Source organism: Maribacter sp. Asnod1-A12 (genome assembly GCF_045063735.1).
Taxonomy (GTDB): Bacteria; Bacteroidota; Bacteroidia; order Flavobacteriales; family Flavobacteriaceae; genus Maribacter.
In genome coordinates, this window is the sequence record NZ_JBEFNZ010000006.1 from 806,227 (window position 1) to 820,317 (window position 14,091).

The following is a 14,091-nucleotide window of genomic DNA, read 5'->3' on the forward strand; positions in this document are numbered from 1 at the left end:
ACTGGTTACTGCTACTGCCTACTGAATACTGGTACTGCCTACTGAAAACTATTTTTTAACTCGTTTCTCATTCTGCTTCACGAAGGCACCCCAGCCAGAATAGCTTTTACCGACCACATCAACTCTCCCTTGATTATAAAAATGACATACGGCAGCAGCCAGTCCGTCAGTGCTATCTAGGTTTTTAGGGAGTGTTTTTAGTCCCAATACGCTTTGTAACATTCTAGCGACTTGTTCCTTACTAGCATTTCCATTTCCAGTAACCGCCATTTTAATTTTTTTGGGCAAGTATTCGGTAATCGGTATTTGACGTGATAGTCCCGCTGCCATGGCAACCCCTTGTGCACGACCCAACTTTAGCATCGATTGTACGTTCTTACCAAAGAAAGGAGCTTCAATGGCAATCTCATCTGGGTGATAGGTATCTATCAATTCAATAGTACGCTCAAAAATGAGTTTTAATTTGGTGTATGGGTCGTTATATTTTTGAAGAAGCAATTCGTTCATTTGAATAAACTCCATTTTTTTACCCACCACTTTTATGAGTCCGAAACCCATAATAGTAGTACCTGGGTCAATACCCAAAATTATTTTCTCGTTCGCCAAAATGCTTAGTTTGTATTTAATTGAACCGGAATTCGATATTTAGTATTCACCGGAATTCCTCTTTTTAAAGCGGGTGCAAGTTTAGGAAGATTCTTTAAACTTTGCGTAATAACACCATCAAATTCTGGCATTTGGTTTAATACTAGTTCATTTTTATAAATATTATTAACTCTTATTCTACCTAAGGTATCAATTACAAAAATAACTTCAACGGTTTCACTTTCCTTATCGGTCAAAGTGAATTCAAAATCATTCAAGGTTTCTTGAAAATGGGAGATTAAGGTTTCTTCAAAGCAAATCTTTTGCTGTTCTTTGGTAACCGCTTCATCGCAAGTATAGAAAAACGGATAAGAATCTACACTGTTCCAATCCATATGGCGCAACTCCTCATCTATAAGCTCTTGCGTTCTTTTTTGTTTAGATTCAAAGAACGAACATGAACTTATAAGTATCATCAAAAGAAAAAACACAACTCGTTTCATTACACCTGTTCTACAAGTGAAATTACGATTTTTTTAAGGAGTTTAATCTTTGGCAAAATGGATTTCTTCCTTTAATTCAGAAATACGTTTTTTAGCGGTTTCATAATAATAGGGATGCTCATTCGGGTAATCATTTAAAAAATTCTGATAATAGGTTAATTTCTTCTGCAAGTCGGTACCAAACTGATCGTACGTAGTGGCTATATTGTAATATATACGAGCATCAAATGTGTCTTCTTGATGAGCCATTTTGAAGAATTTGAATGCTTTTTTAAAATCTTTTTGTTCACGGGCGATATATGCCAATTGACTATAACCGTTCGCAAAAATGGGTTTTTGAACTGCCATTGCCTTATTAATGAAAATCTTGGCACTATCTAATTTGCTTTCTTTTTGATAGACGTTAGCTAAGTCAAAATAGGTCTGGGAATTGGTATCATCTCTCTTCAATAAAATGGCATAAGCTTCTTTAGCCTTTTTAAACTCCCAATTCCGCCTATAGGAAATGCCTAGTTTTTCATAGACGTAATCTTTATCCTCTCCTAATTCTAAAACCCGTTCGAATAAAGGAATTGCTTTCTCGAATTGAGAATCATTAAATAGCACCAATGCATGTAAATTTATGAGCGACACATCATTCTCATAAAAATTCAATCCTTTTATAATATACTTTAAAGCATTGTCGCGTTCTCGTTTTATAGTGTAATGTTTTGCAAGCTGAAACAGACTTCTAAGATGCGTACTATCTAAATCAATTGCTTTTTTATATTGTTTTAAACTTGCGTCTGTAGCATCTAAATGACGATTGACTTCCCCCAAATAAAATTGAAATTCCGGATTAGTTGTATTGAGATTGGACAAATTGATAAACACAGGTTTTGCCTCGTCAAACCTATTTACCTTGAGCAGTAATTTTCCAAGTTCAAATTGTGCGAGTTGATTTTCAACATCTTCATCGACCACATATTGATACTGTGTAATAGCTTTCTCATAATTGCCAACGGCATTGTAACTTCTTGCTATCTGAAGCGCAGCAGAAAGTCCGCCAACTTTGGAATATTCATTAATCGCCTTTGAATAATTCCCTAAAGTATATAAGCTATCTGCAATAGCTAAAGCCGAGGTTTGAGCCTCGACTTTAATCTGTAATAATAGCAGTGTAAATATAAAAAGATGCTTCACTTATTATTTTTTAATTCTAATTTCAACCACTCCCTTTTTACCTTCTTCACCATATTTCTCTATGGCTTTTTCATCTTTTAAAATAAAAATACTTTCTATAGTGTTTGGATCGATAGCTTCCATTTCTAGTTTAGTGATTTTTCTATCATTAACATAGTACAATGGCTCCACCTCACTTTCTTTAGAAATTTCAGAAACCATATTGGCTGTACTACCCTCTTGTAATTTAAAATTAACAGGTATAGAATAAGGAACATTTACTGCTTTACCTTTATGTTTTCCAGAGGTCATTTCTGGCAACCTGTTAATAATGCGCTCCACTTCATCTTCTAGTAATTTATCTGGACCACGCATTTTAATGTTTTCAATGGTACCCTCGGGAGTAATTAAAAACATAGCACTAACTCTACCCTCTATATTAGCATCTACAGCTGCTTTTGGATAATTAAAATGTTTACCAATATGTTGCTGCATTTTTTCATTAAAACAAGCGCGTTTATCATCTGCTTCTTCACAGCCTGGGAAAATTGGAACCTCGTCAACAACGGCAAAAGGTATATCCCCTTCATTTAAGTATCGTTCCTCTTCAACATCAGAATCATCACCGTCATCCAACTTAAACTGAACAGGAATAGAAAAAGGAACATTCACAGCCACACCATCATTTTTACCAGGTGTCATTTTTGGTAATCTTTTAATAATACGTTCAACCTCATCTTCGAGTAATTTATCTGGACCTCGCAGTTTAATATTCTCTATAATTCCCTCAGAATTAATATTGAACATAACACTTACCCTACCCTCAATATTTGCATCTTGAGCCTCTTGTGGGTAATTAAAATGTTTTCCAATATGCTGTTGTATTTTCTCATTAAAGCAGGCACGTTTATCTTCAGCATCTTCACACCCAGGAAAAATTGGGGCTTCGTCAACAACGGCATAAGCAAATTCTAAACCTGATTTTAAACTAGTACTATCGATTGATTCTTTACTTTCAGATTTAGGGACAACTTCACAACTTGTATACAACAACATTCCCAGCACCATAGGTACTAATAGTAAATACTTCAACTGCCAAACTTTTTTTGATTTTGATTTTTGTAACATGATTATTCGTTTTTTGATTAATGATTGTGTAAAAAATTGATTGATGAATGATATATGTTCGGTTTGAAAAACCTGAGCTAATAACTGCTCATAATGATCTGATCTATGCTCTTTTGATACTTGAGCATCGGCAATAAATTCATGTAATTCTGAAATGCGATTTTGATATACGTACACTAGCGGATTAAACCAGCCTACAATTCGCATCAACTCAAAGAACAACAAGTCGTACGTATGCCTTTGTCTTATATGTACCAGTTCATGTGCTATTATGGTATCATGTTTCATCTTCAATACTTTATCCCCAATAAAAATGGACTTTAAGAATGAAAATGCAATGTTGCTATTTGTTATTACTATTTGTGTAAACAAGGGGTATGTAAACTTTTCTCCGCTCTTTCTCAAGAGATATAATTGTCTAATTTTTAATCCGAATAACACTAATGCTACAAGCATTCCGCCATACAGCAATCCTTCTTGCCAAGTAAGATTCCAGCCCGATGATTCTTGAATCTGTACCACTACATCCGTATTTTGTAATCCCCATAAATATTCTGGGTATTGGGCAAATGTCTGCGGTACTTGCTGCTTAAAAGCTTCAATTTTTACCCAAGGTAATATCAAAGACAAAATAAAGGTTCCGATTAAATACAGCCTATTCCATTGAAAAAATGTCTCTTTCTTTAGAAAAAAGTCATAAATAACTAAAAAAAGAAGTTGAAAGGCGATGCACTCCAAAATGTATTGTATCATGGTTTCTCCTTTTTAATTTCATTTAATACCGACTCTAATTCAGAAAGGCTCATATCATTTTTCTTCATAAAAAACGACACCATACTTTTAAATGAACCTTGAAAATAGCCGTCTACCAATTTGTTGATGGATTGATTACTGTAATCTGATTTCTTCACCAAAGGGAAATACAAATATCCTTTACCTACTTGTTCATGATCAACAAAACCCTTGCTTTCTAAAATTCTAACAATTGTAGAAACGGTATTATATGCCGGTTTTGGTTCAGGTAATTTTTCAATGATTGATGCTACGTTACATTTCTGTAATTCCCATAACACAATCATTACTTCTTCCTCTGCTTTTGTCAACTGTTTCATTCAACTAATTTTTTAGTTCTACGCTCAAATATAACTAAATATTTAGTTTAAACTAATTTTATAGTTGAAAAAATTACTTTTGATAGGTGATCATGTAACAAATGCAACCTATATTAGTCTTATAAGCAACACTTACTATTTACAATGGATATATTTTTATTAGTTCTAGGATTCATTTTAATGCTCGTGGGCATTTTAGGGAGCTTCTTACCAGTTTTACCAGGACCACCAATTAGTTGGGTAGGTCTTCTTTTACTGTATTCCACAAGCGCCATTACCATGAATTGGACGTTCTTAGGCATTACACTAGCTATAGCTTTAATAGTTTTCGGATTAGATTATGTGATACCTGCCATTGGAACAAAAAAGTTTGGAGGCACAAAAGCAGGAGTTATAGGCACCACCGTAGGATTGTTAGTTGCCTTAATATTTCCTATACTAGGACCATTCGGAATTATTATATGGCCTTTTGTTGGTGCTTTAGTGGGAGAATTATTAAATAAGGCGGACAAAAAAACCGCTACGAAAGCGGCTTTTGGATCTTTTTTAGGATTTTTAACGGGTACTTTTTTGAAATTTATGGTCGCCATTGTTTATTTGGGACTCTTCATTTCAAAAGCATGGGAGTATAGTAACGCCCTATTTCCTTTCTTTAATTAATGGAGGAGCACTTACTCCGATAACCATTCGGTTTTAGTTTCAATAGGTTCGCGTTTACCTTCACCTAATTCCCCATCAAAATTACCCATATAGAAAAAGCCTAAACACTTTTCCCCTTCGGCTAAATTCAAAAATTCACACATGTGTTTTATGAGTCCCGGTGAAGACCAGTACGAACCTATTCCCATTTCGGTACATTGTAACCACATATTCTGTACGGCCATTGAAACAGCTGCTACCTCTTCCCACTCCGGCAACGACTCTTTTGGGTCTCTTTGCATACAAATTGCTACAATTGCTCCGGCCATTTTAGGGTTTTCCTGCAACTTTTTTATCTTCATTGCCTTTGGCTTGGGGTCTAACTCCTCATACTTTTTAGCTAAGAAAACACCAAGTCTGCCTTGTGCCTCACCTTGAATCACTTTAAATCGCCATGGTTCTGTACACTTATGGTTTGGTGCCCAGTTCGCCGCTTCTAACACCTTCTCTATATCTGCCTTCGCAATTGGTGTATCATTATACTGTACCGGAAATACCGATCGTCTCTTCTTTATTATATCAAATATCATAATTTTCGTTTATTTGCTGTGCGCATTACGCTAAACGCAGCACGCTCTATTTTCTCTTTTCTATTCTCTCTTTTCTAAATCAAAGTAAAATTATGATTTGAAAACCTCATTCTATGTTAGATAAGTATTAAAACTTATCTTTTAAAAGCAACTCAATACAATTCTTAAGAACAGGGTTGGTATGTTCCTTTTTCCAAATAACCGATAGTTCTGCTCGTTGGGGAATATCTTTAAGCTCCACAAACTTCACCCTCATTTGAAATCCGTTTTGCAAAGAAGTAGGTACAATTGCAATACCCATATAATTTTCTACCAACTTAAAAATGGTATGTGCATGAACCGATTTGTGCGAGACTTTAGGTACAAAACCCGCATCTTTACAAATACTCATAATGGTATCGTAATATAAAGGACTATATGCCTGACTAAATAATATAAAATCTTCTTTGGCAAATCTTTCCATACCCTCAAACTCCCTTGTCAGCATCGGGTATCTTTCTGGTAAAACCAAAGAAAAAGTATCGGTAAATACAGTTTTCATTTCTAATGTACTGGGTACCCTTGAAACCCGCACAAAACCTATATCCAATTTATCTTTTAAAACAGCATCTACTTGGGAAACATTAGAGAGTTCTTCCAAAGATGTTTTCACCTTTGGATAGTTTTCCTTTAATCCAAGTAATAATTTAGGTATTACTTGTTGCATCGCAGAACCTAAAAAACCAATACGAAGTTCGCCACTATTACCATCGCCAACCAACTTCAATTGTCGTTTTACTTTTTCTAAATGGTTGAAAATATATTCAACCTCCTTCTTTAAGTAGTGACCTGCGGGTGTTAATGCCACTTTTTTCTTATTTCTTTCGAATAATTGGGTCTCTAGAATCTCTTCCATCTGCTTCACCTGCCTACTAAGTCCCGGTTGTGAAATAAATAATTTATTAGCAGCCTTTCTAAAGTGTAATTCTTGTGCTACCGCTAGGAAATAGGTAAGGTGACGCAATTCTATCTGATTACTCATAGTTATTGATTAATGATAAAAATGATATTATCAAGTATCAAAAATAGTCATTAATTTTAATTAGAATATTCAAGACAGATAGCTATGAGCAAACAGACGTTTAAATTGGGCAAAGATTGGCTAACAGCCGGTAAAGCAATGCAAATTGTTCATGGTAAAATTAACCCCATACTGTCTAAAGCTACGGAAAACAAAATAACCAAAAGCTGGAACATTGTACAGAACATTGTAGATAAAGGTCATCCTGTTTATGGCATTAATACAGGTTTTGGACCATTATGTACCACCAAAATATCAAAGTCAGAAACCAATATTTTACAGACCAACATACTTCAAAGTCACAGTGTAGGCGTTGGCGAACCTATAGTAAAAGACATTGCAAAATTAATGCTAATTCTTAAAGCACAATCGTTGGCAAAGGGCTATTCGGGCATTGCATTGAATACATTAAATAGAATTATTTGGCATATAGAAAATGATGCTATTCCCGTTGTTCCATCCCAAGGATCAGTAGGTGCATCAGGAGATTTAGCGCCGCTTTCCCATTTATTTTTACCGCTTATCGGTTTAGGTAAGGTAGAATACAAGAATGAAACCATAACTACTGAAACCCTTTTCAAAAAAACAGGATTAGCACCAATTGCCTTAGGTCCAAAAGAAGGTTTAGCACTTATAAACGGTACACAATTTATAGCGGCACATGCAGTAAAAGTGGTAGCTCAATTACATTCTATTCTAGCTCAGGCAGATGTCATTGGCGCTATGATGATAGAAGGTTTACAAGGTTCTGTAAAACCATTTTACAACGAGCTACATGCACTGCGCCCTTTTAAAGGAAATGTGCATGTAGCAAAACGAGTGAAAAAATTATTAAAGGGTTCAGAAATTTTGGAAGCGCATGTAGATTGCGAAAAAGTACAAGACCCCTACTCCATCCGTTGTATTCCTCAAGTTCATGGCGCTTCAAGAACAGCATGGTTACATTTAAAAGAATTATTAGAAGTGGAGTTAAACTCGGTCACCGACAATCCGGTAATTATAGATAAAGAATTGACTATAAGTGGTGGTAATTTTCACGGTCAACCCTTGGCTATGGCATTAGATTATGCCTGTTTAGCAGCATCTGAAATCGGTAATATTTCAGACCGTCGTATTTATCTTTCCTTAGAAGGTAATAGTCCCGGTGTACCAAAACTACTTATGAATGACACCGGTATAAATTCCGGATACATGATTTTACAATACACTACCGCAGCATTGGCAAGCGAAAATAAGGGACTTTGCTTTCCATCAAGCGCAGATAGTATTCCTACATCTTTAGGTCAAGAAGACCATGTGAGTATGGGATCAATAGGTGGCAGAAAAGCGTTGCAGGTTATTGGTAATGTTGAGAAGATTTTGGCAATTGAATTATTGACTGCTGCACAAGCTTTTGAATTTAGAAAGCCATTGAAATCGGGTATTTATTTAGACGAGGTACATAATGCGGTCCGCGCGCAAGTAGCTTTCGCAAGTAAAGACAGAGTATTTGCAGATGATATTGAAAAGGGTATTGCCATGATTAAAGATCAGACCATACTAAAAGTTATTGACCGTGTACAAGCAGAACATAACATATCTTTAAAGACAAAACACTCAGAAGAGTTCGAAAACTACTAATCTAATGACAAAAAGAACACTTATAGGTCCGTTTAAACAAATCATCCCCATGACCGGCTTGGCATTGAAAGGTGCAATTGCCGACCATGAGCTTCAGGTGATTGCCGATGGCGGAATTGTGATAGAAAATAACCTAATACTTGCCACAGGGAATTTTGAAGACTTAAAATCGAAATATCCAGCAGCGGATATCCAATTATTAAAAGGAAATCATGTTTGCCTGCCTGGTTTTGTAGATGCTCATACCCATATTTGTTTTGGTGGGTCTCGTGCTAAAGACTATGCCATGAGAAATGCGGGTAAAACATACTTAGAAATTGCAAAAGCCGGCGGTGGCATTTGGGATACCGTTACCCAAACCAGAAAAGCAAGTATAGAGGAGTTAACGAATAGCACTATAAAAAGAGCCAATCGTCATTTAAAAAACGGAACCACAACGCTAGAAGTTAAAAGTGGCTACGGACTAACAATAGATGAAGAGCTAAAAATGCTTCGCGCTATTAAAAAAGCTAATAAAAAGGCATTACCAGAATTGATAGCTACATGCCTTGCTGCGCATATGTTACCCAAAGATTTTAAAGGTTCAGAGAAGGAATATTTAAAAATGATAAGTGAGGAGCTTTTCCCTGTTCTTAGAAAGGAAAATCTAACCCATCGAATTGATGCCTTTATTGAGCAAAGTGCTTTTTCTGCTGATGATATTCAGGGGTATTTCACCAAAGCAAGTGAACTAGATTTTGATATTACAGTGCACGCAGACCAGTTCTCAACCAACGGAAGCAAAGTTGCCGTGAACCATAAAGCCATTAGCGCAGACCATCTTGAAGCTAGTACAGATACAGAAATAGCACTTTTAGCAAACAGCGATACCATTGCCGTAGCACTTCCGGGAGCTTCCATAGGATTAGGATGCAATTTTACCCCCGCACGTAAATTGTTAGATGCAGGCGTAGCACTTGCCATCGCCAGTGATCATAATCCAGGATCCGCACCAATGGGCGATTTACTGACCCAAGCTAGTATTCTTGGAACATTTCAAAAATTAACGAATGCCGAGGTCTTGGCAGGAATCACCTTTAGAGCTGCAGCAGCATTGAAACTAGAAGACAGAGGAAAATTGGAAGCGGGACTACTAGCAGATTTAGCCGTTTTTCATTCAGATAATTATCAAGATATTCTGTACAATCAAGGAAATCTAAAACCGTGTATGCTTTGGAAAAATGGAGAGTTGGTTTTTGATCGACATAAGTAGTTGTTGGTTGTTAGAAAACAAACCTCTAGATCCAAAACCAAATAAATTTATTTAAAAATTAAAGATGGATTTTAAAGCACAGATACAGATTGGTATACCAACAGAACTTCCTCCAAAAAAAGAGCGTTCTTCAGCGGTTAGTCATGCGCCAAATAGAAAGCAGATACTTTCTAAAGAAGAGAAGCAATTGGCAATTAGAAATGCCTTGCGTTATTTTCCTATTGACTGGCATTCAGTATTGGCTCCTGAATTTGCTGAAGAATTACAGAGGTATGGCAGAATTTATATGTATCGCTTTCAACCCTCTTATAAGATGCATGCTCGTGCTATTTCAGATTATCCAGCACAGACCAGTCACGCTGCAGCCATCATGCTCATGATTCAGAATAATCTGGATCCTGCCGTTGCACAACATCCGCAAGAACTCATTACCTATGGTGGTAACGGAGCCGTTTTCCAGAATTGGGCGCAGTATCTATTAACCATGCAGTATTTATCTGAAATGACCGACGAGCAGACCTTACATATCTATTCCGGTCACCCAATGGGATTATTCCCATCATCAAAAGAAGCACCAAGAGTTGTAGTCACAAACGGAATGATGATTCCCAATTACTCCAAACAAGACGATTGGGAGAAATACAATGCACTAGGTGTCACCCAATACGGTCAAATGACTGCGGGTTCGTATATGTACATAGGTCCGCAAGGTATTGTTCATGGTACTGCAATTACAGTAATGAACGCATTTAGAAAGGTGTTAAATACGGATGAAAATCCCAATGGAAAAATATTCTTAACTGCGGGATTAGGCGGAATGAGCGGTGCACAACCAAAAGCTGGCAACATAGCGGGATGCATTACTATTTGCGCAGAGCTGAATCCGCTTGCAGCAAAAAAGAGACACGAACAAGGTTGGGTAGATGAATTGATTAATGATTTAGATATTTTAGTAACCAGAACAAAGGAAGCCACATCTAAAAACGAAGTCGTATCACTCGCATTTATAGGTAATGTTGTCGATTTATGGGAAAAATTTTATGCAGAAGGCATATTCATTCACTTAGGTTCTGATCAAACCTCATTACACAACCCATGGGCAGGTGGTTATTATCCTGTAGGGTTGACTTTTAAAGAATCTAACGAATTAATGAATCAGGATCCTGATGCATTTAAGACAAAAGTGCAAGAATCGCTAAGTAGACATGCAGATACTATCAATCAGCATACTAAAAAAGGAACCTATTTCTTTGATTACGGAAATGCCTTTTTATTGGAAGCATCAAGAGCAGGTGCCGATGTAATGGCAGCAAACAAAATTGATTTTAAATATCCGTCTTACGTTCAAGACATATTGGGACCTATGTGTTTTGATTACGGATTTGGACCATTTCGTTGGGTATGCTCTTCAGGAAAAATAGAAGATCTACAAAAAACCGATGCCATTGCATTACGTGTATTAAAGAAAATAAATAAGGAAGCACCTGCAGAAATACAGCAACAATTATCAGACAATATAAAATGGATAGCTGAAGCTGAGCAAAACAATCTAGTTGTTGGTTCTAAAGCACGAATCTTATATGCAGATGCTGAAGGCAGGTCAAAAATAGCCTTGGCTTTTAACGAAGCAATTACGAAGGGAGAATTAAGTGCTCCTGTAATTTTAGGTCGCGACCACCATGATGTTAGTGGTACAGATTCACCTTACAGAGAAACTAGTAATATTTACGACGGTAGTAAATTTACTGCAGATATGGCAATACATAATGTAATTGGTGATAGCTTTAGGGGAGCAACCTGGGTTTCTATACACAACGGTGGCGGAGTTGGCTGGGGAGAAGTCACCAATGGTGGTTTCGGTATGGTGTTAGATGGTTCTGAAGATGCAGCACGTAAATTGAAAAACATGCTCTTCTACGATGTAAACAACGGAATAGCTAGACGCAGCTGGGCAAGAAACAAAGAGGCTATGTTTGCCTTACAGCGTGAAATGGAAAGAACACAAACCTTAAAAGTTACAATTCCCACATTAGTTGAAGATAAATATTTAATCGATCTATTTTAATACAAATCGACACCATATTCATTTCAATATTTCGTAATTGAATATAAAATTATATTGGACTACTAATAATGTAAGATTATTATTACTTTTCCGTTATATTAAAATACTATTTAAAATCTTAAGGTTCCCCCGAACTTTTAGAAGTTCAAGATTTTATAATTCTAATAAAATTTAGACTTATATGTCACATTATAAATCAAGCTCAAAAGATGCTTGGGTCGGTAGAAAATCGAACAAGAAGCTTTATTTACATGAAAAAATAGAATTTTCGTGTTTAGAAGAGTCTTATCCACTTACCAATAATAAAACTATCGCACTTATGGGCTATAGTAGCGATGAAGGTGTACGACGAAATTTAGGGCGAGTCGGTGCAGCATTGGGTCCTAATGCTATACGCAAACAACTGGGTAAAATGACTAATCATTTAAATGAAGAGACCCAATTAAAAGATTTCGGGAATTTAGAATGTATTGATCAAAATTTAGAAGAGTTACAACAGGAGTGTATTCATGCCGTCGAATCTTTAATTGGTCATAGAACTATACCAATATTATTAGGTGGTAGTCATGACCTGGCATATGCACATTACAATGGAATATTAAAGCACTTAAAGAGTAACGAAAAACTGGGTATTATAAATTTCGATGCTCATTTCGATTTGAGGGAAAATACCAATGGTAACAGTTCTGGCACACCGTTCTATCAAATAGCATTAGAACAAAAGGCAAAAAATCAGCCAATAAAATACATGGCTTTAGGCATTAGAAAAGACTCTAACACCAAAGAATTATTTGATTTTGCCGAATCTCAACATATTCACTATTTATCTCAAAAATATTTTAATATAAGCTATCTGGAACACGTTCAATTAAGGCTCATTCAATTTTTGGAAGATGTAGATTATGTATATACTACTATTGATCTTGACGGTTTCTCATCTGCCTATGCCCCAGGTGTAAGTGCTGCTTCACCTATGGGTTTTTCGCCAGATATTGTTTTAGAAAGTCTCAAATTAATCATTGAATCCGGAAAATTTGTTGGTCTAGATGTGGTAGAGTTAAATCCTAATTATGATATTGATGAGCAAACAGCAAAATTAGCAGCATCTTTAGTACATTATGTTATACATAAACTATAGATAGAAACAAAAAAAGCCTCCCTAAATGGAAAGCCTTTCATTGGGTTCTATCGATTATATTCGATAAACACAATTGCCTCAAATTTCTTTGAGACACAACACAACGCTGTAAAGGTAATAAAGGTTTTTTAATAAAAAAACGGTCTGTTCATTTCTTATAATAACTATACTACGCCTGAATATTATCGAGTCTCTTCAGCCTTGAACAGCTTGTAGATATATTGTTTCTCTTTTAAAGTGAATTGTTTCTCTTCAAACCAGTTATGAATTCTTATTTTTTCATTCTCTATCTGGGCATTTCTTATTGCTTTTAAAGAAACAATATGCCAATGCGAACCCTTATTTCTATTAACAGAATAGCCAATATCTTCCATAATGTAAGACTGTTTAGGTCTGTTAATGAGTCTAACCCCATTCTTTAAAACCGCCAGGGTTTCGGTAAGTCGTACTACTTCGGAAAAAGAATATCGTGCAAAATCACTGAATCCGTTCTGTTCAACATTATATAATTTGTCTCCAATTTTAAGGGTATCCATAGCTCAAAAAAGCTACAAATTTAAAAGGCCAAGTCAGTTAATGAAATTAAAATTGGGTATAGTTATTCACAAAATAAATGAATAAAAAATCTTGGAAATTACATATTATGCCATTCCCTTCATGGTCAACAAAGTAGTTGCCCAAACAATTAAAGAAGATAAAAATATACCGATAGTATTTGCCAAAAAGGCTTTCTTTCTTTCAATCTTAAAAAGATAACTAGCTATACTACCTGCATAAACACCCGTGCCAGGAACCGGTAACATTACAAAAAATATAAGTCCGTAAAAACCATATTTCTTAATTTTATCTCCGGAGCCTGTTTTTGCTCGTCTAGCTACAAAAAGCGCATTTTTTTTATAAAAATGCCATCTCAATAGATACCTATTTACTGTATTCAAGAAGAACATCATAATAGGAAATACAAGAACATTAGCTAGAAAGCAAACTACAAAAACCACATAAATATTACCTCCTTGCAAAAGACCATAAGGTATACCCACTTTTGCCTCTCCTAAAGGGGAGATACTCCAAAGTGCGGCTATAAGTATATCTTTCAACAAATTTCTGTTTTTAAGCGAATGCAAAATTACACCCTTCTAGAAAAATTCTATGCCATTTAATCATAAATATTGTCCATTGGTAAATTATAAGGATGAATAACTCGCAAAATAATTCTACATACTTTAGAAATGACTATA

General features: G+C 35.7%; 14 protein-coding genes. 5 read left to right on the top strand and 9 right to left on the bottom strand.

The window, feature by feature from the left end; all coding sequences use genetic code 11:
- Positions 1-48: 48 nt before the first annotated feature.
- The 5 genes from ruvC to ACJJVP_RS03445 are packed head-to-tail and all read right to left on the bottom strand — an operon-like array spanning position 49 to position 4,489.
- Positions 49-606 carry a crossover junction endodeoxyribonuclease RuvC gene (ruvC, locus tag ACJJVP_RS03425; RefSeq protein WP_405410744.1) on the bottom strand — a complete coding sequence of 186 codons (558 nt, stop codon included), beginning with the start codon at positions 604-606 and terminating at the stop codon, positions 49-51.
- A 5-nt stretch (positions 607-611) separates the two neighbouring features.
- Positions 612-1,088, bottom strand: coding sequence for a hypothetical protein (locus ACJJVP_RS03430; protein WP_405410745.1), 477 nt, complete (start codon positions 1,086-1,088; stop codon positions 612-614).
- Between the two features lie 42 nt (positions 1,089-1,130).
- Complete coding sequence (locus ACJJVP_RS03435; RefSeq protein ID WP_405410747.1) at positions 1,131-2,270, bottom strand: tetratricopeptide repeat protein; 1,140 nt, start codon at positions 2,268-2,270, stop codon at positions 1,131-1,133.
- Between the two features lie 3 nt (positions 2,271-2,273).
- Complete coding sequence (locus ACJJVP_RS03440; RefSeq protein ID WP_405410749.1) at positions 2,274-4,130, bottom strand: TonB family protein; 1,857 nt, start codon at positions 4,128-4,130, stop codon at positions 2,274-2,276.
- The gene (locus tag ACJJVP_RS03445; protein WP_036151723.1) at positions 4,127-4,489 is read right to left on the bottom strand and encodes a BlaI/MecI/CopY family transcriptional regulator; all 363 of its coding nucleotides are present in this window, start codon (positions 4,487-4,489) and stop codon (positions 4,127-4,129) included. The genes ACJJVP_RS03440 and ACJJVP_RS03445 overlap by 4 nt, the downstream gene beginning before the upstream one ends.
- Before the next feature lie 144 nt (positions 4,490-4,633).
- Here ACJJVP_RS03445 and ACJJVP_RS03450 point away from each other — a divergent pair, with 144 nt between their 5' ends.
- A complete protein-coding gene (locus tag ACJJVP_RS03450; RefSeq protein ID WP_405410751.1) occupies positions 4,634-5,149 on the top strand; it encodes a DUF456 domain-containing protein in 516 nt (171 codons plus the stop codon).
- A gap of 11 nt (positions 5,150-5,160) precedes the next feature.
- On the opposite strand, the gene ACJJVP_RS03455 is transcribed toward ACJJVP_RS03450, so the two are convergent.
- Positions 5,161-5,718: a nitroreductase gene (locus tag ACJJVP_RS03455; RefSeq protein ID WP_405410753.1), complete on the bottom strand. Its 558-nt coding sequence runs from the start codon at positions 5,716-5,718 to the stop codon at positions 5,161-5,163.
- Positions 5,719-5,845: 127 nt separating this feature from the next.
- On the bottom strand, positions 5,846-6,739 hold the full coding sequence (locus ACJJVP_RS03460; protein WP_405410755.1) for a LysR family transcriptional regulator: 894 nt from the start codon (positions 6,737-6,739) through the stop codon (positions 5,846-5,848).
- A gap of 84 nt (positions 6,740-6,823) precedes the next feature.
- On the opposite strand from ACJJVP_RS03460, the gene hutH reads away from it, so the two are divergent.
- The 4 genes from hutH to hutG all read left to right on the top strand — a co-directional run bounded on the left by hutH (position 6,824) and on the right by hutG (position 12,853).
- Entirely contained in the window at positions 6,824-8,398 is a 1,575-nt protein-coding gene (hutH, locus tag ACJJVP_RS03465) for a histidine ammonia-lyase (RefSeq protein ID WP_405410756.1), read from the top strand.
- A 4-nt stretch (positions 8,399-8,402) separates the two neighbouring features.
- Positions 8,403-9,650 (top strand): imidazolonepropionase, encoded by a 1,248-nt coding sequence (gene hutI / locus ACJJVP_RS03470; protein WP_405410758.1) that lies wholly within the window; start codon positions 8,403-8,405, stop codon positions 9,648-9,650.
- A gap of 64 nt (positions 9,651-9,714) precedes the next feature.
- Positions 9,715-11,715, top strand: a complete 2,001-nt coding sequence (locus ACJJVP_RS03475) for a urocanate hydratase (RefSeq protein ID WP_405410760.1) — start codon at positions 9,715-9,717, stop codon at positions 11,713-11,715.
- 181 nt (positions 11,716-11,896) lie between these two features.
- On the top strand, positions 11,897-12,853 hold the full coding sequence (hutG, locus tag ACJJVP_RS03480; protein ID WP_405410762.1) for a formimidoylglutamase: 957 nt from the start codon (positions 11,897-11,899) through the stop codon (positions 12,851-12,853).
- 182 nt (positions 12,854-13,035) lie between these two features.
- On the opposite strand, the gene ACJJVP_RS03485 is transcribed toward hutG, so the two are convergent.
- Complete coding sequence (locus ACJJVP_RS03485) at positions 13,036-13,389, bottom strand: pyruvate kinase (RefSeq protein WP_405410764.1); 354 nt, start codon at positions 13,387-13,389, stop codon at positions 13,036-13,038.
- Positions 13,390-13,494: 105 nt separating this feature from the next.
- Positions 13,495-13,953: a COG2426 family protein gene (locus tag ACJJVP_RS03490; protein ID WP_405410765.1), complete on the bottom strand. Its 459-nt coding sequence runs from the start codon at positions 13,951-13,953 to the stop codon at positions 13,495-13,497.
- Positions 13,954-14,091 lie beyond the last annotated feature (138 nt).